Source organism: Lachnospira multipara ATCC 19207 (genome assembly GCF_000424105.1).
Classification (GTDB): Bacteria; Bacillota; Clostridia; order Lachnospirales; family Lachnospiraceae; genus Lachnospira; species Lachnospira multipara.
Map to the genome: position 1 here is coordinate 175852 of NZ_AUJG01000001.1, position 26242 is coordinate 202093.

General features: G+C 36.0%; 18 protein-coding genes. 17 read left to right on the top strand and 1 reads right to left on the bottom strand.

The window, feature by feature from the left end; translation table 11 throughout:
• Positions 1-146: 146 nt before the first annotated feature.
• From G600_RS0100790 to G600_RS0100830, 9 genes are all read left to right on the top strand, one after another.
• Positions 147-1739, top strand: coding sequence for an LCP family protein (locus tag G600_RS0100790; protein ID WP_027430228.1), 1593 nt, complete (start codon positions 147-149; stop codon positions 1737-1739).
• A gap of 105 nt (positions 1740-1844) precedes the next feature.
• On the top strand, positions 1845-3422 hold the full coding sequence (locus G600_RS0100795) for an LCP family protein (protein WP_027430229.1): 1578 nt from the start codon (positions 1845-1847) through the stop codon (positions 3420-3422).
• Between the two features lie 513 nt (positions 3423-3935).
• Positions 3936-5282 carry an NADP-specific glutamate dehydrogenase gene (gdhA, locus tag G600_RS0100800; protein ID WP_027430230.1) on the top strand — a complete coding sequence of 449 codons (1347 nt, stop codon included), beginning with the start codon at positions 3936-3938 and terminating at the stop codon, positions 5280-5282.
• 243 nt (positions 5283-5525) lie between these two features.
• A complete protein-coding gene (locus tag G600_RS0100805) occupies positions 5526-6143 on the top strand; it encodes a hypothetical protein (protein ID WP_027430231.1) in 618 nt (205 codons plus the stop codon).
• Between the two features lie 43 nt (positions 6144-6186).
• Positions 6187-7713 (top strand): hypothetical protein, encoded by a 1527-nt coding sequence (locus tag G600_RS0100810; RefSeq protein ID WP_027430232.1) that lies wholly within the window; start codon positions 6187-6189, stop codon positions 7711-7713.
• Positions 7714-7790: 77 nt separating this feature from the next.
• Complete coding sequence (locus G600_RS0100815; protein WP_027430233.1) at positions 7791-9083, top strand: bifunctional folylpolyglutamate synthase/dihydrofolate synthase; 1293 nt, start codon at positions 7791-7793, stop codon at positions 9081-9083.
• A gap of 18 nt (positions 9084-9101) precedes the next feature.
• Positions 9102-9245, top strand: a complete 144-nt coding sequence (locus tag G600_RS15875) for a hypothetical protein (protein ID WP_169449133.1) — start codon at positions 9102-9104, stop codon at positions 9243-9245.
• Positions 9246-9250: 5 nt separating this feature from the next.
• Entirely contained in the window at positions 9251-10651 is a 1401-nt protein-coding gene (locus G600_RS0100825; RefSeq protein WP_027430234.1) for a tetratricopeptide repeat protein, read from the top strand.
• A 19-nt stretch (positions 10652-10670) separates the two neighbouring features.
• The gene (locus G600_RS0100830; protein WP_027430235.1) at positions 10671-11462 is read left to right on the top strand and encodes a class I SAM-dependent methyltransferase; all 792 of its coding nucleotides are present in this window, start codon (positions 10671-10673) and stop codon (positions 11460-11462) included.
• A gap of 63 nt (positions 11463-11525) precedes the next feature.
• On the opposite strand, the gene G600_RS0100835 is transcribed toward G600_RS0100830, so the two are convergent.
• Positions 11526-14291 carry a transglycosylase domain-containing protein gene (locus G600_RS0100835; protein WP_027430236.1) on the bottom strand — a complete coding sequence of 922 codons (2766 nt, stop codon included), beginning with the start codon at positions 14289-14291 and terminating at the stop codon, positions 11526-11528.
• Positions 14292-14543: 252 nt separating this feature from the next.
• Between G600_RS0100835 and G600_RS0100840 the strand changes: the two genes are divergently transcribed.
• The 8 genes from G600_RS0100840 to G600_RS0100875 all read left to right on the top strand — a co-directional run bounded on the left by G600_RS0100840 (position 14544) and on the right by G600_RS0100875 (position 26185).
• Complete coding sequence (locus tag G600_RS0100840) at positions 14544-15164, top strand: YigZ family protein (RefSeq protein WP_034245077.1); 621 nt, start codon at positions 14544-14546, stop codon at positions 15162-15164.
• Between the two features lie 407 nt (positions 15165-15571).
• A complete protein-coding gene (locus G600_RS0100845) occupies positions 15572-17188 on the top strand; it encodes a type 2 periplasmic-binding domain-containing protein (RefSeq protein ID WP_027430238.1) in 1617 nt (538 codons plus the stop codon).
• A 156-nt stretch (positions 17189-17344) separates the two neighbouring features.
• On the top strand, positions 17345-18841 hold the full coding sequence (locus tag G600_RS0100850; protein ID WP_034245079.1) for an ABC transporter permease subunit: 1497 nt from the start codon (positions 17345-17347) through the stop codon (positions 18839-18841).
• Between the two features lie 12 nt (positions 18842-18853).
• Positions 18854-19717 carry a carbohydrate ABC transporter permease gene (locus G600_RS0100855; protein WP_034245082.1) on the top strand — a complete coding sequence of 288 codons (864 nt, stop codon included), beginning with the start codon at positions 18854-18856 and terminating at the stop codon, positions 19715-19717.
• Positions 19718-19885: 168 nt separating this feature from the next.
• A complete protein-coding gene (locus G600_RS13365; protein WP_051195297.1) occupies positions 19886-21838 on the top strand; it encodes a family 43 glycosylhydrolase in 1953 nt (650 codons plus the stop codon).
• 20 nt (positions 21839-21858) lie between these two features.
• Positions 21859-22785 carry a hypothetical protein gene (locus G600_RS0100865; protein WP_027430241.1) on the top strand — a complete coding sequence of 309 codons (927 nt, stop codon included), beginning with the start codon at positions 21859-21861 and terminating at the stop codon, positions 22783-22785.
• On the top strand, positions 22776-24332 hold the full coding sequence (locus G600_RS0100870) for a glycoside hydrolase family 28 protein (protein WP_027430242.1): 1557 nt from the start codon (positions 22776-22778) through the stop codon (positions 24330-24332). The genes G600_RS0100865 and G600_RS0100870 overlap by 10 nt, the downstream gene beginning before the upstream one ends.
• A gap of 62 nt (positions 24333-24394) precedes the next feature.
• Positions 24395-26185, top strand: a complete 1791-nt coding sequence (locus tag G600_RS0100875; protein ID WP_027430243.1) for an ABC transporter ATP-binding protein — start codon at positions 24395-24397, stop codon at positions 26183-26185.
• Positions 26186-26242: the final 57 nt, after the last annotated feature.

Sequence of the window (26242 nt, forward strand, 5' to 3'; positions counted from 1 at the left end):
ACATAATATGCTGTTACGAGAAATAACAAAAATATAAAAAATGACGTTAGAATCTTAATTTTTATTGCATTTTGTGGTAAATTATAGAAATGCTATTTAACTGCTAAATGGCAACGTTATGGAAATAAACTAATAAGGAGACCATCATGGCAGGAATATTTACAAATACGAAAAATGATATGCGATATCTTTTTGCAAAAAAAGATGGCTTAACAAAAAAGGAACGACGAAGAAAAAGGAGAGCATGGGGAACTGTTATAGGCTTGATTTTAGTTTTGATTCAGTTCGTACTAACAGTGCTTGTATTAAAGAATGCTATAACGCTAGACATTTTACCTTTAAGGTATATGCTTGCTATAACACTATTCTTGGTGTTTGTGCTTTTGTTTGACTTTATTACACAGTTTAGCAAAAGTAAGTTAATGGGAAAAATATTAGCGATTGCCCTTTCAGGCTTGATGCTATATAGTTACATTTTCTCAGCAAAAGTTGTAGATACTTTATCGAAGATATCCGGAGTTACAACTCGTACAGACGTCTTTGATGTGGTTGTACTTGCAGATGACAAAGCGGAGTCTATTGCAGATACAGCAAATTATACTTACGGATATTGCAATATGATAGATGCTGATATTTATGAATCAGCGATGGGAAAATTAGAAGAGGAAGATAAGATTACTCCTGAAACTAAGATTTACAGTGATTGGGATACTGTAGTTAGTTCATTAGAGAAAAATAATGACATTCAGGTAGCTTTAATCTCAGAGGATAGTTTGATTTCCTTACAAGAAAATTATGTGAATTTTTCTTCAGAAATAAAAATCTTAGGTCGTGTGGAAGTGGTATCAGAAATCGAATTAGAGAAGTCTAAGAAAGTAGATGCCGATGATCCGTTTGTAGTTTATCTCTCGGGAGATGATGCATTTGGTAGAGCAGAATATACAGGACGTAGTGATGTTAATATCATAGCGGTTATAAATCCTGATACAAAGCAAGTTTTGCTTGTGACAACACCTAGAGATTCTTTTGTAACTATTACAACAGATGATGGAAGATCAGGTCTTGATAAATTGACACATGCTAGTAATGCGGGTCTTGATAATTCAATTATAGCCTTAGAGAATATCTATGAAGGATTACATATTGATTATTATTTAAGACTTAACTTTACGGGTTGTATTGATGTGGTGGATGCTCTTGGAGGTATTGACGTAGATTCAAGTGTAGAATTTACTAATGGTGATGATGCTTGGTTTGAGCATTTTCATTATAACGAAGGCATTAATCATCTAAATGGTGAGCAGACACTTGCCTTTGTTAGAGAAAGACATGCTTTTGCTCGTAGTGATTTCCAGAGAGCAGAAAATCAGGAAGCCGCTATTAAGGGCATTATTAATAAGGCAACTTCAAAGACAATACTTACAAGATATGGTGAGGTATTAGATGCAGCAAGTGATATGATACTTACAAATATGCCAACTTCCTTTATTACCGATTTGGTTAAGGGACAGTTATCTGACGGTAAGGGTTGGAATGTTCAAAGCTATGCTGTAACAGGAGTTCCTTCAGAAGATGGAAAGGGAGAAACAGGAGAGGTATATAATATTAAGAATATGTCTGTAGTATATCTTGATGATTATAGTATTGCCATGGCTAATGATTTAATGACTAAGACAATGAATGGCGAAGTATTTGACGTGGATGAATACGTAGCTGCACATATTGATGACTACAAATAAAGAGATAGACTTTATTTTTTTATGATTATGTGATAAATTTATAAGTGCTGTTTAACCGCGAAATGGCAGAGTTGTGGATAAAAAAGAAATTAAAGGAGGCCATTTATGGCAGGATTCTTTACAAGATCAAAAAATGACATGAAATATCTTTTTGCCAATAAAGATGAGTTGTCAAAGAAAGAACGTAGAAGGAAGAGACGTGGTTGGGCTACTGTTATAGGACTTGTATTAGTTTTAGTTCAGTTAGTTTTAACAGTATTAATGCTTAAGAATGTATTTGTATTAGATATATTACCAACAAAATATATGGTGGCGTTGACAGCATTCCTTGTATGTGTATTACTTTATGATTTTACGTCGCAGTTTACTAATTCGAAATTTATGGGAAAGATATTAGCAGTACTACTTTCCCTTGTAATGTTATATTGTTACATTTTCTCAGCAAAAGTTGTAAGCACCCTTACCAAGATTACGGGAGTATCATCAAGAACTGATGTTATGGATGTAATTGTTTTATCTGATGATGAGGCAGAGTCAATTGCAGACACAGCTAAATATACATATGCTTATTCTGATATAACAGATTCTGATATTTATGAAAGTGCTGTTAATCAATTAGAGAAGGAGAATGGTATTCATCCATCCCTAAAGACTTATGACAATTGGGATACTACTATTGATGAACTTCTAGATAATTCAGAAGTACAGGCTGTATTAGTTTCTGAGGAAATGTTAGCTTCGCTTGAAGAAGCTGATGATACATTATCTACTAATGTTAAAGTAGTCGGTACAGTTGAAGTTGTAACATCAATTACAGTTGCAGAGGCGGAAAAGGTAAGCGCAAGTGAACCATTTGTTATCTTTGTTACAGGTAATGATGATTATGGCACAGTTAAATATAATGGACATAGTGATGTTAATATTTTGGCTGTAGTTAATCCTGAAACAAGACAGATTTTACTTGTTTCTACGCCAAGAGATTCTTATATAACTATTGAGACAGATAGTGGTAAGTCTGGACTTGATAAATTAACACATGCTGGTAATGCAGGTGTTGATAATACAATTAAGGCATTGGAAAACCTTTATGGAATTGATATTAATTATTATGTAAGACTTAATTTCTCAGGTTGTATCGGTGTTGTAGATGCCCTCGGTGGAATTACAGTTAATTCAGAGGTTGCATTTACTAATGGTGATAATGCTTGGTATGAGAACTTTACATTCAATGAGGGTGAGAATGAACTTAATGGTGAGCAGACACTTGCTTTTGTTAGAGAGAGATTGGCTTTCGGAGATGGTGATTTCCAAAGAGCACGTAATCAAATTGCAGCTATTAAGGGTATTATTAATAAGGCAACTTCAGCAACAATACTTTCTAATTATGCAACAGTACTTGATGCAGTAAGTGATATGATTCTTACAGATATGCCAACATCATTCATTACTCAATTAGTTAAGGAACAGTTATCGGATACAACAGCTTGGAATATTCAAAGCTACAGTTTATCTGGCACAACAGGTCCAGCTAATGGTCAGGTTTATGGACTTTCAGGAATGTCAGTTGTATTCCTTGATGATGATAGTGTTAATACAGCTATTCAGCTTATGAGTAAGATTATGAATGGTGAGACATTTGACGTTGATGAGTATGTTGAGAGCTTATCAACAACAGCAGAGTAAGATTAATAATCTTTAGTCTGAGAGCAGACAACTTAATATATTAAGCTTTGTCATAAAGTTTTTGCTTAAGGCTCCAAGGAAAGAGGTGACTAACTCTTTTCTTGGAGCTTTCTTTATTAGTTTTAGATAGGGCCATATTTAAGAATCTAAAGGCTTGTTTATGAAAATGTGACACATTTGTTAGACAACGTTAAATATTTGTCATACAACGCTTTATATAATTAAGCTAAAGACCATCTAAAAGCATAGTTCAACCAAATTAAAATTAATATTTTTCGGATTTTCTAAAATTATTTAGGTAGCACCCTAAATCAACTTGTCAAAATTAAGTTGGTAAATTATAATATGCAAGGTAGAGATATAAAAGAGTTTTAATTCTTTTATACACAGCTTTTAAAACCTATAAAAGCTATGCTAGCGCTACGTGTTAGATACATTTTTTAAGAAATGAAGGAAGCTTAAAGAATGTGACGTAGCCTACATCTATAAAAATATCTAAAGGAGTTTGAAATTATGGGATATGTAGATGAAGTTTTAGACTTAGTATCAAAGAGAGATGCTAGCCAGCCAGAATTTATTCAGGCAGTAACAGAGGTTCTTAATTCATTAAGACCAGTTGTAGAGAAGAATGAGGAGCTTTACAGAAAGAACGCTATCCTTGAAAGAATCACAGAGCCAGATCGTCAGATCATGTTTAGAGTACCTTGGGTTGATGACAATGGTCAGGTTCAGGTTAACAGAGGTTTTAGAGTACAGTTCAATAACGCTATTGGACCATACAAGGGAGGTCTTAGACTTCACCCATCAGTAAACTTAGGTATTATTAAGTTCTTAGGTTTCGAGCAGATTTTCAAGAACTCACTTACAACACTTCCTATCGGTGGTGGTAAAGGTGGTTCTGATTTCGATCCTAAGGGTAAATCAGATAGAGAAATTATGGCATTCTGCCAGAGCTTCATGACAGAGCTTGCTAAGTATATCGGTGCTGACATCGATGTTCCTGCTGGTGATATCGGAACAGGTGCTAGAGAAATCGGCTTCATGTTTGGTCAGTATAAGAGAATCAAGAACCTTTACGAAGGTGTTCTTACAGGTAAGGGTCTTACATACGGTGGTTCTCTTGCAAGAACTCAGGCTACAGGTTACGGCTTATTATACTTAACAGAAGAGTTAATTAAGTGCCATAGCGATAACATCGCTGGTAAGACAGTTGCTGTTTCTGGTTCAGGTAACGTTGCGATCTACGCTATCGAGAAGGCTCAGCAGTTAGGTGCTAAGGTTGTTACTTGCTCAGATTCAACAGGTTGGATCTATGATGAGTCAGGTATCGATGTTGAACTTCTTAAGGAAGTTAAGGAAGTTAAGAGAGCTCGTCTTACAGAATATGCTGCAGCTAAGCCATCTGCTCAGTACTTCGAAAAGAAGAACGGTGAGCACGGTGTATGGCAGTATAAGGTAGATGTTGCACTTCCATGTGCTACACAGAACGAACTTGACATTGAAGATGCTAAGGCTTTAGTAGCTAACGGTGTTAAGTATGTTTGTGAAGGTGCTAACATGCCTACAACAATTGATGCTACAGAATACTTCCAGGCTAACGGCGTTTGCTTCGTAGGTGGTAAGGCTGCTAATGCTGGTGGTGTTGCTACTTCAGCTCTTGAAATGAGCCAGAACTCTGAAAGACTTAGCTGGACATTCGAAGAAGTTGATTCTAAGCTTAAGAAGATCATGGTTGGTATCTACCACAATATCGATGAAGCTGCTAAAGAATACGGCATGGAAGGCAACTACGTAGCTGGTGCTAACATTGCTGGTTTCAAGAAGGTAGTTGAAGCAATGCTCGCTCAGGGTGTTTGCTAATCATAGATTAGAAAGTCTTAAATTATAGAGTTTAGTTTTTTATAAATATTAGTTCATACGATTGTTAAGCGTATAAAAGAGATGTTTGTTTTTTACAGATATAGCTTTTATACGCTTTTCTTTTGTTCTTTTTTGTATTAAAATTATTTAAGATAGCAATTTTGTGGGATAGAATGAATTCCTGCATTTTTTGGATACAAAGTGGAGATACATTTTCCGCATAATAAATAAGGAGGGGCTTATATGATAAGCAAGACTTTACAGACTAGATTAAAGAAAATGGCACTATTAGGTTTAGTTTCAATTAGTGTATTTTCATTGGCTGCCTGCGGAGGTAAGAAAAAGTCTAAGGGTACAACAAACAAGAGTACAGAAATGACAGAAGTGGATTCTGAAGGAAATGTGGTAAATCTAGGCAACCTTTACGAGGGAACAGGTTACACAATTTCTGCTCCAAGTAACTGGGCAGATGCAAAGACAAGTAATGAAAGTCTAGATTTAATGATTTATGACACTAATATAACTGGGGATTTTGCAAGAAACCTTAATATTATCATTGAAGATTTATCAGCATATTCTTCAATGGATGCTGATAAGTATTTAGATGCTGCAAAGACTAAGCTTGTGCAGTCTGGCTATGCAGTTGAGGATGGAGAGAATAAGGATATTAACGGAGTTTATACAACTTCTCTTATATATAGCTACACAACTAATGGCTATGTGGTGAAGGGCCAGCAGACTTACTTCTATAATGAAGGGGACAAGAAGGTCTATATTGTTACCTTTGCTTGCGCAGAAGAGGAGTTTGAAACTTATAAGGAAGTAGGAAACGAGATTATTAATACATTTCAGTTTGACTAGAGCCTAAAGGGGATTGGCTTAAAGCTTTTGAGAGGATAGAATTATGGCTAATATTGTAAAGCTTATGAATTTACTTGATGATAATGAAATAAGAATGCAGATAGCGCTTTTTGATGGGGTAAATATGTCTAGCGTGGCAAAGGAGGCGGGAAATCGCATCTTGTCTGGCCTTGCGGATGTGGCAAATGCATTTTCAGAAACCTTTACAAGTAAACAGGTGATAAATTACAAATATAAGACAAGTTCTGACGAGGTCATGGATAGGTATGTGGAGCTTTCAAAGATATCTAGAAAAGAGCTTATGGAGGACATGTATAAAAAGCTTTTGCAGGCTTACAAGGAGATTAATGGCAAGGAATATGAAGGGGATGTCGAAAGTCCGATTTTTACAAAAGCCTTGGTGGATATTGCGGCTTACGGCTTCAATATAAATCTTTATAAGCCAGTGGGCTCAAAGATTGATGAGATTGCTGCAAATTACGAGAAGCTTTTAATTAACTCCTTTTATTCGCATTTGCAAAACCTATCTGAGGATGACCTAAAAGAAACTATTAAGCTATTAGACAGGGCTCTTGCTAGACTTAGCCTTGAAAATAAGCGAAAGCTTCAGGAGGCTATTATGCCCACAGCCTTTAATGCTAAGGGAATTATCCTAGCTCTAAGAAAGAGAAAGGATGTGGAGAAGCTAAAGCTTAGCTTAGAATTACTTGGGGAGGATGCCTTTAAGTTTCTAGATGTGGATTTAAGTGTGGTTTTCCAGACTATTAGAGGACTTGGAAGGGTTTCTAGAATCTTGATAGCGAGACTCATTTTCAAATTAAGTAGGAGCTCTGGCAGGAAGTTTTCCTATGGTAATGAGAAGCTGCCATCAGGGGCTAGTGACACGATCCTAGAGGAAGAAAAAGAAAAGGACAGACTTTTTAGAGAGAGTCTAAAGGGTGAGATTACTGTTCAAAAAAGGATAGATGAGTTAGAAAAGAAAAGAGATAGTCTTGAGACCACAGCTCTTAAGCTAGATGAGGAGATTAAAGAGGTCATGGAGGGCTTTTATGAGGCCAAGGAAGAGTTTGATCTGCTTGATGCAAAGAAGGCTGACTATCTTGAAAAAAAGCGACCTCAGCCAGAAACAAAGGTCTATTATAATAAGGTGAATGAAACAAAGCGTAAAATGGATAGAAGCTCGGATATTGCTGAGAAGAAGTCTAATAAATTGCTTCAGACAAAGGAACAGATAGAGGAAAATAAAAAGAATATTGATTTGGAAAAAGAGACCCTAGCAGGCCTTAAAAAGAAGAGCTTTTCTGAGCTTAGTCTTAGGGCGGATGAGCTTATGGGGAAGTGGAGTAAGCGTTTTAATAAGCTTAAATTTGACCCAAGCATTTTCCAAAATCTAATTATCCGCTTTAGCTTTGAGGAGAGGCTTGAAATTGAGAGGATGCTTCTTGAAATTGAGCAAGAGGATAATTACTATGATTTATCTCTTGAAGAAAGGGAGATTAAGGTTTATATTTCCATAAGGGAATATGCCACTATAAAGATAGAAAATTTTCTTTGCAAGGATATTATCTAGCCTAAGCTTTCGCAGATTGAAGAAATTCGACATAAGCTAAAGGACAAAACTTGTAAGATTTAGAAAGAGGACTTGTAATGCAATTTAAGGATTATGAGAGTGCGTGTAAATATTTAGACGAGCTAGGACAGTTTGCTAGTAAAACTGGAGTAGAAAGAGAGACTAGACTTCTTAAGAGTCTTAAAAATCCAGAAAATTATTTAAATGTAATTCACGTAGCTGGAACTAATGGAAAGGGTTCTTGTTGTGCCTTTCTAGCTAGCTGTTTAAAGGAGCTAAATTATAAGGTGGGACTTTTTACTTCTCCACATTTAGTTAAGATTAATGAGCGTATTAAGATAAATAATATAGATATTTCTGATGAGGACTTTTTGGCCTGCTTAAACACTGTAATGCTTGCCGCAAAGGATGAGGAGTATGCCTACTTTGATTTACTTATGGCGGTGGCTATGGTGTATTACAAAAGGAATAATGTGGATTTTGTAGTATTAGAAACAGGTCTTGGTGGAAAACTTGATGCAACTAATGCGGTTAAAAGTCCGATTTGTTCAATAATTACGGGAGTAAGTCTTGAGCATACAGCCATTCTTGGAGACACAATTGAGAAGATTGCCACAGAAAAAGCAGGAATTATTAAGGAAAATGTGCCTCTAGTCTTTAATTCAAATGATCCGGTGGTTACAAAAGTAATTCGAAACAGATTTAATGTAGTAAATTCTAACAATAATTTCTTTAAAATCTACAGTGTGAATAAAGAGATGTATCGTATTAAGGAAATATCTTTGGCAAATATTGATTTTTTCCTTGATAATGATTATTATAAGAATGATTGTTTTTCGATAGGGTCTAATGGAATATATCAAGTTTTGAATTCTTCACTGTGTTTAACAGCGCTTGCAGTTTTAGCACGTGAGAAAGTGATAAATTTTGATCGAGAAGCATTTAAAATAGGCATTAAGAATACAAGATGGCCAGGCAGAATGGAACTAGTAAAGAAGAATGTCTTCATTGATGGAGGACATAATCCAGAGGGTATTGCTAGATTTATTGAGTCTGTTAAGGAGATTATCAAGATAAGTGATAAGAAGACTAAGTTGCTTTTTTCAGTTGTTAGTGATAAGGACTATAGCCAGATGATTCGTGAACTTGTAGAATCAGCTTGTTTTGATGAATATTACATAACAGTAGTTGGAGGCTTAAGGAAAGTTTCTAAGGAAATTATTATTGATACATTTTCAAAATATACCAATAAGGAAATTAGGTCAGTAGATAATGCCGGTGAGTTTATAAATTCCTATGATGGAGAGGAACTCCTTTTTGCAGTGGGTTCTCTTTATTTAGTGGGAGAGATAAAAGAATGTGTTAATTAAGAATTGGAGGATAAATAGATGATAGATTTTGATGAAGAAATTCAGAAGTTTCAGCCTAGTTTAGAGGTAGAGGATGCTGAAGATGCAATTTATAATAACGATATACCAGATATTACAGATTTAATGAAGAATATCATTTCAGGCGACAGAAAGGACAAGTAGTTATTATGAGATGTTTTAAATGTGGAAGTCTTCTCACAGCTAATAATACATGTCCTAAGTGTAATGAAGATGTAAGAATCTACAAAAAGACATGCCAGGCTTCAGATAAATATTATAATCTTGCACTTGAGAAGGCTAAAGTTCGTGATTTAACTGGTGCAATTGAGACATTAAAGATTGCTTTAATGATTAACAAGTATAATACTAATGCAAGAAACCTCTTGGGTTTAGTTTACTGCGAAATGGGCGAAGTTGTTGAAGCCCTTACACAGTGGGTAATTTCTAAGAATTTTGCAATCGATGACAATGTGGCTAGTGACTACATCAAAAGAATTCAGTCAAATCAGAATAGATTTGAGATGGTAACAGGTACTATTAAGAAGTTTAATCAGGCTTTAAAGTATGCTAAAGAGGATAATACTGATTTAGCAATTATTCAGTTAAAGAAGATTACACTTTCTAATCCTTCATTACTTAAGGCGCAGTTGCTTCTTGCTCTTCTCTATCTTAAGAATGATGATGATCAGAGAGCACAAAAGTGCATTAACTATGTATTAAAGGTGGATAAGAATAACACAATTGCCTTAAGATATGATGCTGAAATTAAGCGCAAGCAGGCATTAAAGAAAGAGGATGTTTCTAAGTCTTTCTTACCAAAGCGTAAGAAGAATAATGTAGAGAATAAGCCTCTTAACGGCAATGATGTTATTATTCCAAGATCAACATATAAAGAACCAAGTAATGGAGGTATTACAATTATTAACATTTTAGCAGGTGTAGTAATTGGTGCAGCTCTAATTTGGTTCCTTGTTATGCCAGCAAGAAATAAGGGCTTAACAAGTGATTACAACAAGACATTATCGGATTATTCTGAACAGCTCTCATCAGCTAATATTGAGGTTACATCCCTTCAGACACAGTTAGATGATGTAACCGCTCAAAAGGAAGCTCTTGAAACACAGCTTAGTGGAGTTACTGGTACAGATGGTTCTAACGCATTATTAGTTTCATTGGTTGCTAGTGCAAACTCTTATATTTCAGGAGATACAACAGCAGCAGCTGAACATATCATTGATATTGATGTTAGCTCCCTTCCATCAGAAGAAGCTAAGACTTTATATAATACAATTGCTAGTGCAACACTTTCTAGTGCAGGTTCTAGTTTTTATCAAAGCGGTAGAACAGCCTACCAGAGTAGGGAATACGAAACAGCAGCAGATTATTTTGTTAAGGCATATAAGTGTGATAGCACTAATGTAAATTATGTATATTATGCGGCCCTTAGCTATGTAGCTTTAAATGATACAGAGAATGCTAAGAAGTATTATCAGATAATTGTTGATGACTTCTCATCAAGTAATAGTACATATTATAGAGAAGCAAGTGAATATGTGTCATCACATTAATTGGAGTTTTTAAATGGCAATGACAGAAATAGAAATGCACTATAATAAATTTAACGAAGACAAGAGATTGTTATCAAGACATGGTCATGTTGAATTTGTTACAACTATGAAATATGTGCATGTTTATTTAGATGAGATTTTAAAAGGTGTCACTTCAAAAAGTGACATCAAGATTATAGACATTGGAGCAGGGACAGGTGCTTATAGCGTTCCCCTAGCCAATGAAGGTTATGACTTAACAGCAGTAGAACTTGTAAAGCATAACCTAGGTCTTTTAAAGGCTAAGGGTGCAAATGTAAAGGCATATCAAGGTAACGCTCTTAAGTTAAAGCGTTTTGAGGATAATAGCTTTGATATGGCACTTCTATTTGGACCAATGTATCATTTATTTTCAAAGGAAGATAAGTTAAAGGCTCTTAGCGAAGCTAAGAGAGTTGTAAAGCCAGGAGGATATATCTTGGTTGCCTATATTATGAATGAATATAGCGTTATAACTTATGCCTTTAAGGAAAAGCATATAATGGAATGCCTAGAAGAGGGAAGATTTGATAAGGATTATAAGACAATTTCTTCTACTAAGGATTTATATGACTATATGCGAATTGAGAACATTAATGAATTAAATGAAGAACTAGGACTTAAAAGAGAGAAGATTATTTCTCCTGATGGCCCTGCAAATTATATTAGACAATTCCTTAATGCTTTATCAGAAGAGGAGTATGAGGAATTCATTAAATACCATCTATCAACCTGTGAAAGACAGGATTTAATTGGAGCAGGTGGTCATACCCTTGATATTTTAAGAAAATAAAGAAATTAGACTGGTAAGTAAATTGCTTACCAGTCTATCTTTATATTAGAGATTTAATTCTAATTAATTATTGCTACTGTTAGCGCTGTTGTTGCTCTTGTTTGAGCTGTTTGAACTACTTGAACTTGAAGATTTCTTAGTAGTTGTTTCTTCTGTAGAAGATTCTTCTTCAGAACTTTTTGTTTCTTGTTGAGTGTTAGTGCCTGACGAACTTGTGCTTGAGCTACTAGTACCCGTCGACGTTCCATTTGAGTCCGTCGTCGTGGCTGTATTTGAATGAATTGTACAGAAATCCGTCAATTGAGCAGCTGTTATAGAGTATGCTGCATCTGCCGTTGTGTAATTTGATGCGTCATCTGATGCACCAAGTGGTGTTGTTACAGATTCCTTTAATGTAAGGATTCTAGTTGTTGTAGATGTACAACCAGCTACTGCAACTGCACCAGAGTCGTTACAAATTGTAACCTTAACATGTGTACTACATGTCTCTGTTGGAACATTGTCTTCTGAGAAGTACTCACTAATAATAGTGCTTCCTCTCTCATCCTGTGAACAAAGATCAGATGGTAAATCACCTGACTTATTACAAACCTCTGCTTGAACAATTCCATCTGGCTGTTGGTAACTTCCCTCAGCATCACCGGTGTAATCATTAATTGCTGACATTATCTTGCCCCAAATTCTAGTATGGTTTACATTGTTAACCTTTGTTGAGTTATCATCGTAACCAACCCAAATTGAAGCAGCGTAGTATGGTGTGTAACCACAGAACCACTTATCTGTATCATTCTGTGTTGTACCTGTTTTACCACAAACTGGCTGACCTGAGAAGTTAGCAGCTGTTGCAGTACCGTTTGTTACAACTGAACGAAGGGCTGAAGTTAATAACCATGCTGTTGTTTCTTTTAATACTCTATGAGTATTAGATGTAGTATTATCAATTAATACATTTCCTTCACTATCAAGAACCTGTGTGTAATAAATAGGTTCTGTGTAGACTCCGCCATTAGCAATAGCTGCATAGGCTGCTGTCATATCGATATTACAAACACCTCGTGTCATACCACCAAGAGCTAATGACTGAACCACATCGTGGTTTCCATTAATTGCCTCGGATGGTGAGACAAGTGTTGAAATACCAAATTGTTCCAAATAATTATAACCTACCTGAGGAGTTATAAGTGTAAGAACTTTAACTGCAGGTACGTTTTCTGAAATAGTAATAGCTTCTCTAACTGTCATTAAGCCTCTGTAAGACTTATCGTAGTTAGTTACAAGCTTTGAATCTGAACCGCTGTAGTAGTATGGAGCATCATCAATTGCTGTTGCAAGTGTGATAGCACCAGTATCAAGGGCTGGTCCGTAAGCTACTAATGGCTTAATTGAAGAACCAGGCTGTCTAGTAACATCATCTGTTGCTCTGTTAAGAGTTCTGTTACCAGTTTTATCACCTCGACCACCAACCAAGACTTTAACATATCCTGTAGACTGTTCAATCATTGAGAAGGATACCTGTGGCTGAATTACGAAATCAATTGATTCGTAAGAAAGTGTACCGCCATCTGCTAACATAGCCTCTTCATATTCCTTAATTAAGGAATTGGCTTTATCCTCACTTGTCTGTGTTAATGAAAATGAAGAATCGCCCTTAGTCTGAGTAAACCAAGTATACATCGTACTATGTGAGTAGTAGTGGTATGTGCCATCCGTCTCCTTAACTGTGAAGGATAAGTTAATTGAGAATTGTGTTGAACTTGGCCAGTTCGATGTATCGTTAATGATATCATCTGCAATCTCTTGCATATCAGTGTCTTGGGTTGTATAAATCTGTAGGCCGCCACCATAAATTAGGTTAGAAGCCTGAGTTTCTGTATAACCATACTGCTCCATTAAATCATCTGTGAGCTGTTCAATAACCTCATCAACAAAATAAGAATAAGTTGAGCTTGATGTTGTAATTGTAAGACCCTCAAGTCTTGCATAAACATCGTCTGCAACAGCATCGTCATATTGAGCCTGTGTTATATAGCCCTGTTCTAACATATTAGATAGAACCTGTATCTGACGAGATCTGTTCTTATCCGGATAGTTGATTGGGTTTAATCCCTGTGGATTCTTAGTGATTGATGCAATTACTGCACATTCACTTAGCGTTAATTCGGAAACATCTTTATTAAAATAGCCTTCTGCGGCTGCTTGAACTCCATAATATCCATTACCTAAGTTAATAGTATTTAGATAATTCTCTAAAATGTCGTCCTTAGACATTACCGTTTCTAGTTTAACTGCTAGATATTGTTCCTGTATTTTACGCTTTATCTTCTCGATTGTAGTTTCGTTGTATGCATTAAATACATTGTTCTTTAGCAACTGCTGTGTAATTGTTGAGGCACCCTGCGATAGACCTCCGTTAGTTACAGCAATAGCAGCAGCTCGTATAATACCTTTTACATCAATACCGTTGTGTTCATAAAAACGTTCATCTTCAATAGCAACAAAGGCTTCTTGAAGTTCAACTGGTATCTGATCAAGGGTTACATAAGTTCTGTTGGCGCCTGAAGAGGCTAAAGTTTGAATCTCTTCACCGTTACAATCATAGACTTTAGTAGCATACCCATTAGGGGATACATCAATAGTAGATATATCAGGGGCACTTTCGATAATACCCTGAAATGCACCAAAGACTAGACATGAACCACCAACAACAATAGCGATAGCAAATATAAGAAGAATCTTTACACAAAATACCCCAAGCTTAGTTTCAAGCTTAGTGGCAGATGAGTTTAGAAGCTTCTTCTTGTCAATAATGCCTCGTCCACCGTAATTCATATATTCACCTCATTTTTCTTGTACCGATTGTACATGGCATGATATTATATCAGGTGTGTGCTGGAATAGATATGAAATAGAAAGTAAACAATGTGAATTGCTTACTTAAGCTAAATATACTTCGATTGAAATAAACTTAGCTAATCTCCCAGCGACCACATAGTTTACGTATAGATGTAGATGTGTAAACTTTAGATGTCTGACTGATATGCGTCTAAATTATATCATAAAAGAGATATAGGAGCAATTAAAATGAAACTGGTATTAGAAAAGGGAATTGGTGAAATTATCGAGAAAAAGTCTCGTTTTATAGCCCACGTTTTATATATTGAAAATGAAGAGCAGGCCCAGGAGTATATTAATAAATTAAAGAAAAAATACTGGGATGCAAGACATAACTGTTATGCTTATGTATTAGGAGATAAAGGAGAAATCCAGAGATTTTCAGATGATGGAGAACCTTCAGGTACTGCAGGTAAGCCTATACTTGATTTAATTACATCAAGAGAGCTTACAAATTGCCTTGTGGTTGTAACAAGATACTTTGGTGGAATCTTACTTGGAACTGGTGGACTTGTAAGAGCTTATCAGGGTGCAACTATTGAAGGACTTAATAATAGTGTACTTGGTAATCTTATAGATGGAATTACAGGGGAAATGGACTTTGAATATGGCAATCTCTCTAAGGTGCAATACATTTGTGATAACTTTGGAATAGATATTCAAGAAACAGAATATACTGAAAAAGTGCACATGAAGTTAGTTATCGAAAACGAAAAAATTGATGATTTTGTGCAAAAACTCCAAAACGAATTCTCGGGTGAAATTCAAATTGTTAACATAGTGCAACAAAAAATCTGTAAAAGGATATAGCAGACCAATATTTACAGTAGTAAATTATGAATAAAAAATGAAGAGTAGTAAAAAGTTACAATACAAAGGTTAAATTACAAATAAAACCCCAATTTATTTGTAAAAGTAGTGAAAAATAATCAAACATGTCAAAATGATTTGTGCATATTTTACATAAAATTAGATTTCTGAAAACTATAATTTAAGTTGTTAATTTAAAGTTTTGATAAAGATTTAACAAAAATGAAGAAATTGTAAACATTTAAAACCCGCATAAACACTGACATTCATAAAAAATCCAAAAAAAATACAAGAAATGTTAAAAATAGCCTTGTTAAAATATTACAAAAATGATAATATAGCCATGTTGGAAATACCAACAAAAGGGGGTTGTTCCCCAAAACCAATTAAGGAGGGTTTTAAGGTTTATGAAAAAGACAATTAAAAAGCTTACTGCTGTAGGTTTAACACTTACATCAGTAATGGGTCTTGTTGCTTGTGGTGCTTCAAATTCATCAAGCGACGACTCTAAGTCTAAGTCAGTGGACTGGAGTTCAGTTGAAAAGCCAGGAACATTTTCAGTAATGGTCGATGGTACAGTTGTAAAGGATACTAACGGTGGTCAGGCATTCTATGATTATCTCGCTGAGTTAACAGGTCTTGACATCGAATGGATCCGTCCAGAACACAGTGCTTATTATGATCAGGTAGCAAGTACATTCGCATCAGGTGATATTCCTGATGTAGTTCTTCTTTCATCTGATTACTTAGCACTTTACGCTAACAATGGTTACCTTTGGGATATGACAGATGCTTGGGAAAATTCTGAAACAAAGAATTCAGGCAGACTTATCTCAGCTGCAGAGAAGATCGAAGCAGCTAACGTAGTTTTAGGTGCTGATGGCGAATATGCTATGTATGGTTACTCACCATTCCGTGGTAATGGTTGCTGTACATACATCAAAGCTTCTTGGTTAAAGGCAGCTGGTTTATCAGTAGATGATGTTAAGGATAAGACTCTTACATATTCAGAGTACTATGACATCTTAAAGAAGATGAAGGCTGCTGCAGCTTCAGATTACGTAATTTCAGCTCCAGGCTGGATCGGAACAGAAGCTCCATATACTAACTATTTACCAGAATTCTATCAGGATGCTGAATATACATTCTATAAGAATGCTGATGGTGAATATGTTGATGGTTTCTCAGAAGAAGCTATGCAGAACGCTCTTCAGAGAATTCAGGACGCTGTTAAGGATGGCATCATTGATTCTGAAACAGAAGGTCAGACAACTTCACAGGCTCGTAACAAGTTCTACTCAACAGATCCTTCAACAGAATCTGGTGTATTCACATACTGGGCTGGTACATGGGCTGATACATTAGTAACTAACCTTGCTAATAAGGGTCTTGACTCAGAATTAGTTGCTATTTACCCAATCGAAGAACTTGGTACTTACACAGAAAGACTTTCAACAGCTTGGTGTATTACATCTGCTGCTGCTGATGCAGGTAAGGCAGAAGGTATTTACAAGTACTTCATCGATACAATGCTCGATGGTGGCGATGTACAGATGGCTTGGGAATACGGTGCTAAGGGAACTCACTGGGATGATAAGGCAGAAACTGTAACACTTGCTACAGCTAAGGAAGGCGATGCTGTTAAGTCTTACACATACAGCGAAGGTGAATTCCACTTCTTACCTTCTCCAGAAGATCCAACAACTCTTATGAAGAAGAATCACATTGATCCAGTTCTTGCTATTGCATCATTCAATGGTACAGATCCTGGTGCTAAGTCATTAACAGAAAACGTTACTGAAAACTTCGAGATGTTCTCTTCTCATTCAGATGTGGCTACTCCACTTCCAATGACAGAGACTCTTGGTAACAACATTACAGATATCAACACAGCTAGAAACGAAGTTATCTCTAAGGTTGCTCTTAACCAGATGACAGTTGAAGATGGTATGAAGTACTACAAAGATACAGTAGGTTCTAAGGTTGAAGCTGTACTTAAGTCACTTAACTCTTTAGGTGAATAATCCGAATTAGAAATAATTCAGCTAGCATAAGCTAGATTTGTGGCGACGCCACATCATAAGAATTCATGTCGGGGGTTTCCCCCGATGTGGATTCTATATTTTAGTTATCAAGTACTGATGATAGCTATGAAAAAATATAGGAAAGAAGGTATAAAGATGCAGTGTAAATCTTGCAACTCAGAATTACCTAAGAACGCTAAGATTTGTCCAAAGTGTGGCGCACAGGTAAGCAAGCCAGCAGGTAACCTTAAGGTTATTTCTATTTTTGGTTTCGTAATTATGCTTATTGCTTCTATGCTACCATTCGTACAGTCTGGTGAAGAAGTTCTTGATGGTTATGTACCAAAGGCTTTTGCATTCAGTTTTATGAACATTTCAGTGCCAGTTATGTGGTACTTATTTATCTTACTTTTAGTAGTAGGTGTGCTTCTCGTTGTAGCTAAGAAAGAAATCTTCTCAATCTGCGCATCAGTTGCAGCTATGATTGTTTGGGTAATTTCTTACTTTGGCTTCACTTATGAAATCGTTGTTGGTAAGACAACAGGCGGTGGGCTTAGAAAAGAATATACAACATTAATGGATATTCTTAACAACGGATATGATGGAAATACATATCATATTGGCGTTGGTGTATACGTAATGGTTATTGGTTTAATCGTTGCTATCGCTGGTGTATTCATCGATGTTTTAAAGCACTTCAAGAAGGATCTTGGAGTAGATTCAAAGTATTTATCTAACTCTATTAATCAGAGTTTAGGTTTAAAGCTTTACTATTATAGAGGTTTCTACCTCATGTATTTACCAGTATTAATCATGATTCTCATCTTTAACTACTGGCCAATGCTTGGATGTCGTTATGCATTCACAAGATATGTAATTGGTAATCCATATTACATTGGTTTATATCATTTCCAGACAATGTTAACAAACGATACATTCTTCTGGAGAGCATTTAGAAATACTCTTATCCTTTCTATTGTTAAGTTAATTCTTAATACAGGATTTGCAGTTATTATTTCTTTACTTCTTAATGAAATTGTCAATATGCCATTTAAGAAGACAGTACAGACTATTGTATACCTCCCTCACTTCATGTCATGGGTTGTTATCTTCTCTGTATTTAGAATGATTTTATCAGTTAATAGTTCAGGTGTAATTAACGGTTTCTTAATTAATGTAGGCCTTATTGATTCACCTATTTCATTCCTTGCAGACACTCGTTACTGGAGAGGAACTTTCTACGTAATGAACCTTTGGAAGGATACAGGTTGGGGAACTGTCCTCTTCCTTGCTACATTATCTGGTATCAGCCCTGATTTATATGAGGCTGCTCAGATTGATGGTGCTAACAGATTTAAGAGATTGATTTACATCACTCTTCCAGCACTTGCTAATACAATTATTACTGTATTCATTCTTAACCTTGCTAAGGTTATGAACCTTTTCGAATCAGTATTCGTAACTAAGAGTTCGGCTGTAGACTCAGTTGCATCTGTTTTACAGACATATGTTTATGATAAGACATTCGCTGGTGGTAACTCAGATTATGGTTATACAACAGCAGTTGGTTTATTTAAGTCATTTGTTGGTATGATTCTCGTACTTGGCTGTAACTATGCATCTAAGAAGGTCCGCGGACGTGGAATTGTATAAGGAGGCAATATAATGAGTGATGATAAGATTGTAGTTAGAAAGAAAAAGAAGAAATTCAAGGTCTTCCCACTTGTTAATGGACTTATCTTTATTTTAATTTCATTAATAATTATTATTCCTATTTGGAAGGTACTTTGTGATTCATTAGATGCTCGTTCAGCTTATGGTCTCAATTTACATCCAGTAGAATTTACACTTGGTGGTTACCAGGCTATTATCAACAGAACAAGTTTATATATGCCATTCGTAATTTCAGTAGTAACAACTATTGTTGGTACATTCTGTGGTTTATTACTTGTTACTCTTGGTGGTTATGTACTTATTCAGTGGGAAATGCCAGGAAGAAACTTCTTTGCATATATGTTGTTATTCACAATGATTTTCGATGGTGGTATGATTCCAAAGTACCTCGTTATTAAGGAATTAGGCTTAATGAATACTCTTTGGGCTGTTATCTTACCTATGTCAATCAATGTTTATAACTTAGTTCTTATGAGAAACTTCTTTGAAGGTATTCCAGAATCCTTATTTGAAGCTGCTCAGATCGATGGATGCTCTCCAATGGGTATCTTCTTCAAGATCGTCCTTCCATTATCAAAGGCTGCTCTTGCTTCAATCGGTTTGATGTTCTCAGTTTCATTCTGGAACGATTATACAAACTTCAAGTTATATATTTCTAAGAACAACTTATATAACTTCCAGATCAGACTTCGTTCAATGGTTTCTGATAGTGATATTCCTAATGATTCATCAGTTTCACCTGAGACAATCTCAAGTGCAGCTACTATCGTTGCGGTATTACCATTCGCTATCATTTATCCATTCTGTCAGAAGTACTTCGTTCAGGGTGTTAATGTAGGTGCCGTTAAGGAATAATTTCCTTTAAGGAATTTTATAGGGGTCGCTATCCTTGGGGTAGCGGCCCTTTTTTTACCGAAGCAAAATTATATGTAAAACATGTCCTTAATTGACTTTAATAAGTAGAATAGAAATCTTTTGTATGATACAATGTTAAAAGATTTTGATGCAAAAGGGGTAGGCAGTATGGTCAGGTATACATTAGAAGATGCAATTTATCTAGAGAATTTACCAGCAATTAAAGAGATTCTTGAAGAAGAACCTAGCTTAATTGATGGCCTTGATAAGGATGGCGTAATGATGCCATTTCTTGCAGCTAAGACAGGTAATCTAGATATTGTTAAATATATAGTTGAGTATTCTAGGGCAAGTATGAACATTTACGATGATAATCATAGAAGCATTTTGCATTATGCAAGTATGTCGGGAAATGTGCCAACTTGTCAGTATTTGGTAGAAAGAGTTGGAATGTCAATTGTTGAGGGGGATAACGACTTAGTTACACCTCTTGATATTGCCCATGACAATAAGTATTTTGATTTGGAAGAGTACTATGAATCAGTTCTTGGAGTTGGTTTGGAGCAAATGTATAAAAACCCCATAAGAACTGGCTTCTTCCCAGATCCATCAATATGTAGGGTTGGCAATGACTACTACATGGTTAATTCATCTTTTATCTATTATCCATGCATTCCAGTATCCCATTCTACAGATTTGGTGCATTGGAGAATAATAGGTTATGCCATAACTAATCCAGCTTGGGCCAATTTAGATGAGCTTGAAGGCGGAAGAGGTTATTGGGCTCCTGATATTTCTTACTATAATGGTAAATTTTACATAACCGCCACATATAGACTTAATGATGATGGAAATGTATATAGAAAGCAGATTGTGGTTAGTTCTACTAATCCAGAAGGCCCATATAGTAAGCCGGCAATTATTGATGAAGACGGAATTGATCCATCAATTTTTAATGATGATGATGGAAGAAGATATATGCTTCTTAATAGAGGTGCTAGAATCTTTGAATTAAGTGAAGATGCAACAACACAGATTTCAAAGGCTAAGTTGTTATTCTATGGGGATAATAAGAGAGCACCGGAGGGACCACATTTGCTTAAGAAAGATGGTTATTACTATCTCTTTGAAGCAGAGGGTGGAACAGGACCAGGACATAGAATTACTGTTTCAAGAAGTAAGGAACTTATGGGAACTTACACACCATGTCCTTACAATCCTATTATGAGACAGACTAATGAGTCCGCAATTATTCAGCGTTGTGGCCATGGTAAGCCAGTTCAGACACAAAATGGCGACTGGTATATGGTTTATCTTTGTGGTCGAAAGATTGGTGAGGGTTATTCACTTCTTGGTAGAGAGACAGCCCTTGATCCTATAACTTGGACTGAGGATGGCTGGCCACTTGTTAATAATCTTAAAGGCCCTTCAAACCTACAGAAAAAGCCGGATTTACCAGAAACTGTCTGGGAAAATGAATATAAAGACGACTTTAAGGAGTCTTATTTAAGTACAGAGTGGCTTTTCTCAAGAGTACCAGAGATGGATGGAATAGTACTTGAAAACTCTTATGTAAAAATTAAGGGAAGTGTTTATGATCTTGATTCTATCAAGGCAAAAAACATTTTACTAAGAAGACAGACTTCCTTTAAATTTAGTGCTGATACTTGCCTTAGAATGCCAAAATTAAAGGCAGGACAGAATATGGGTATGACTTGTTATTATGATGAGAATACCTATCTTAAGTTTGGTGTTTATAGACTTGAAGATAAGAGCGAGAGATTTGTCTTAAAGGTGGAGGAACGTATCGGGGATGATTATATTTCTTACCCAGATATCGAGCTTGACGAGACTAAATCCTTCTTGTATTTGCGAGTGGATACACATTTTCTTAAAAGAAGCTTTTCTTACAGCTATGATGGACGTCATTATACAAAATATCTACATCTTGATAATGTTTATTATCTATGTGATGAAGGTATTAAGAAGGGAAAGCGATTTACAGGTGCTATGCTTGGACTTTATGTCTATGGCGGGGAGCATCAAAAGAATCTAGATACTAGATTTGAGAAGCCATTATATGGCGAATTTGATTACTTTAATTACAATCCAGAAATGTAAATAAAAGGAGAAGAGAAGATATGGCTAATTATGATGTAAATAGCATGTATGAAGCAGCGATTAAGTTAGCAAAGTCAGTGGACTTAAAGGGTCTCGAGGCTGATGAGGCTGGAAAGTATCTTAATGCAGTTGCTTACGGCGCAAAGGATTTTGGCAAAGACTTTAAGGAGCTTTTAGAAAATGGCTTATCTGCCGCAGTGTCAGAAACAGGCCTTAACTGTGCAAAAACAGGCGATGTTGAAAACTTCCTTGCAGGTAATGCAGCTTATATGGCAGCAAGCCTTACAGGTGAAGAAAAATACACAGATCTTGCTTGCGCTATTGCAAAGACACTTGATGAGGTTAAGAAGTCAGATAAGGGTTATTTCCTTAATAGCAATGGCAAGGAATGCTTATGTGTAACATTTAAGGCATTTTCTTTCTATATGAATTATGAAACTAAGAATGGTGGTAAGGAGCGCTACAACGACATTATCGCTCAGTATAAGGCCATTTTTTCAAATATGTTAGGAGATACTGTACTTGACTTAAAAAACGGCAATAAGAAGGAATTAAAGCCTTTAGTTTACTTCGCAGCAGCCTTAGTAGATACACTAGAACTTATGGACCAGGCTCTTTATGAGATTTGGGCTAAGCTTAGAGAATTCTACAAGGAGACTATTAAGGCAATCCTTAATTCTGCTAGATTTACACTTGGAAAGAACAAGGAATACGACTTAATCTTTGCTTATGCAATTTTTAAGGGCTGTAGAATGAACCTTATTCATACAGAAAAGTATGAGTGCGAGGCAGCTTCACTCTTTGATTTAGTAAACGAAAATCTTGAATCTTTAATGGATGCTAGTGCAAATGTAAAATCTGCATACATTTTAGCAGCAACAGAAAGCATCAAGAATAGAGAATATCAGGATTATGGCCGTTTAAAGGGAGGCGTATTATGGAGTTAAAATTAGTTAATAAGACATCAAGAAGCATCGTTATTGAATTAGACGATGGTGGAAAATATTACACAAAGAAGAAGTTTACAGTTTTAGTAAACGGTGAAGAATATCAGGAATCTAAGCAGGTTATTACATCAATCTATGGTTTAAAGCCTGATAAGGATTATGAAATCGCAGTTAACTACGAGGGCGAGAAGGTTGATAAGCTCACAGTTCATACAGATTATGAATTCGTTACATTAAATGTTAGAGAATTTGGCGCTTATGGTGATGGAGAGCATGATGATACAAATGCTATCCAGTGCGCAATTATGGCTTGCCCAAAGGATTCAAGAGTATTGGTTCCAGAAGGCGTTTATAAGATTTCAAGCATTTTCCTTAAGGATAACTTAACTCTTGAGCTTGCTAAGGGTGCCGTTCTTTCAGCTTACACAGATAGAGAGAAGTTCCCAATCCTACCTGGTATGATTGAGAGCTACGATGAAGAGACTATGTATAATTTAGGCTCTTGGGAAGGTAACCCACTTGATACATTTTCAGCAATTGTTTGTGGTATAAATGTATCAAATGTTGTAATTACTGGTGAAGGTACAATCGAGGGTAACACAAGCTTTGAAAACTGGTGGAATAACTGCAAGATTCGTAACATCGCTTGGAGACCAAGATTATTCTTTATTAACCACTGTAGCAATGTGACAATGCATGGTATTACTGTTCAGAACTCACCTTCTTGGACAATTCATCCGTACTTTAGTAAGCACTTAAAGTTTATTGATGTTAAGATTAAGAACCCTGCAAATTCACATAACACAGATGGTCTTGATCCAGAGAGCTGCGAGGATGTATTAGTACTTGGTACATACATTTCAGTAGGTGATGACTGTATTGCTATTAAGTCAGGTAAGATTTACATGGCTGAGAGCTTAAAGACACCTACAAGCAACATGACAGTAAGACAGTGCTGCATGAGAGATGGCCACGGTGCTGTAACTGTAGGTTCTGAGATTGCTGCAGGTGTTAAGGATGTTCACATTAAGGATTGTCTCTTTATGAACACAGATAGAGGTTTAAGAGTTAAGACAAGACGTGGTAGAGGTAAGCTATCAGTTCTTGATGATATTAGCTTTGAAAATATTGATATGGACAACGTAATGACTCCATTTGTTGTAAACAGCTTCTATTTCTGCGATCCAGATGGTAAGACAGAATACGTTGGTTCAAAGAATCCTTTTCCAGTGGATGATAGAACTCCATCAATTAAGAGATTAAAGTTTAAGGACATTAAGGCAACAAATTGCCACGTTGCAGGCGCATATATCTGCGGTCTTCCAGAGATGAAGATTGAAGAATTAAGATTTGAAAATATTGACTTTAACTATGCTGAGAATGCAAAGTCTGGTGTAGCTGCTATGATGCTTGGTTGTGATGAGGCTAGCAAGCAGGGCTTAGTAGTAAGCAATATCAAGAAGCTTATTCTTAAAAATGTAAACATTACAGGTAATGAAGGCGAAGCAATTGTTGCAACAAATGTTGATGAAATTGAGAGAAACTAATAAGTGATTTTTTAGGCCTTGGTGTGAAAGCATCGAGGCCTAGTGTTTTAAGGGGGCAAAAAATGAATTTAAAAGCACCAAAAGGAATTGATGTGGAAAGTTGGTTCATTGAGTGCTACAGAAGGCATAAAGGTCATCCGCTCTTTATCCTTTTTAGACTTTATAAGGGTAATTACAACAAGTTCCTACTTGCAGTAATTTTCTTTTTTATAAAGCATGCACCAGTGTGGGTTTTACCAATTGTAACAGCCAATATTATTAACGATGTTACAGGAAACAGCCCAAATCTTCATACAAGAATTATTATTCAGGCTGTTATTATGATAGGCCTTATCTTACTTAATGTACCTATGAATTATCTCTACACAAGGTATAAATCCCTTGCCACAAGATATTGTGAAACAGGTTTACGTAAGGCCTTAGTTAGAAAACTACAGCAGCTATCCATTTCCTATCATAAGGAAACCATGGCTGGTAGATTACAATCAAAGATCATGCGAGATGTAGAAGCAGTAGAAACTCTTTCAACTCAGATGTTTCTAAGTATTCTAAATATCGCACTTAATATTACCATTGCTCTTTGTGTAACAATTTCTAAGAGTATGTTGGTTTTTAGCTTCTTTCTTATAACAACACCTATTGCTGCAGCAACTATGGTTTTCTTTAGAAATATTATGAAGAAGCGTAACAACGAATTTAGAAGAGAGATGGAAGAGACTTCTGCAAGAGTTATGGAAATGGTGGAGCTTATTCCTGTTACTAGAGCCCATGCCCTAGAAGAGGAAGAGGTTGAAAAAATCAGCGGCCAGCTATTTACTGTAGCAGAAAAAGGCTACAAGCTAGATATTATCCAGTCTTTGTTTGGTTCTGTTGGTTGGGCCATTTTCCAGATATTCCAGGTGGTTTGTCTTGCTTTTACAGGCTTTCTTGCAATTAAGGGCACAGTCCTTCCTGGTGATATTACCCTTTATCAAAGTTACTTTGCAACTATTGTTAATCAGGTATCTTCACTTATGGCCTTAGTCCCTACAATTGCTAAGGGTATTGAATCCGTTAACTCTATTGGCGAGGTATTACTTGAGGAAGACATTGAGGATAACGAAGGCAAGTATGCCCTTGAAAATGTATACGGAGAATTCGATTTTAAAGATGTTAAATTTGGATATAACAACTCCGAAAGTCATGTGTTAAAGGGCCTTAACCTCCATGTTAATAAGGGTGAGACCATAGCTTTAGTGGGTGAATCGGGAGCTGGTAAATCTACAGTTTTAAACCTTGTTATTGGCTTTAATTTCGCTTCTGAGGGTATTGTTAGTGTTGATGGACATAATCTAGAAGAAATCGATTTAAGGACCTATAGAAAGCATATAGCGGTGGTTCCGCAGACCTCTATTATTTTCTCAGGAACTATAAGAGACAATATCACTTATGGTATGGAGGATGTAGATGAGGAGACTCTATCAAAGGTAGTAGATGCAGCAAATCTTCGCGAACTTATTGATAGATTGCCGGAAGGCCTTGATACAATGGTGGGAGAGCACGGTGGTAAATTATCTGGTGGTCAAAGACAGAGAATATCCATTGCTAGAGCCCTTATTAGAAATCCAGAGGTTATTGTATTTGATGAGGCTACATCAGCCCTTGATAGTATTTCTGAAAAGCTTATTCAGTCCGCTATTAATAACCTAACAAAGGATAGAACTACATTTATTGTAGCCCATAGACTCTCAACTATTAGAGATGCTGACAAGATCGCCGTTATAGCTGATGGAAAATGTATTGAGTACGGAAGCTTTGATGAGCTTATGGCACTTAAGGGACATTTCTATAAGATGAAGTCATTACAAAGTTAGTCTAAGAGCCTTAATGCAGGGAAGAGTGTAGGGAAGGTTTACAGTTAAGCTTTTTTG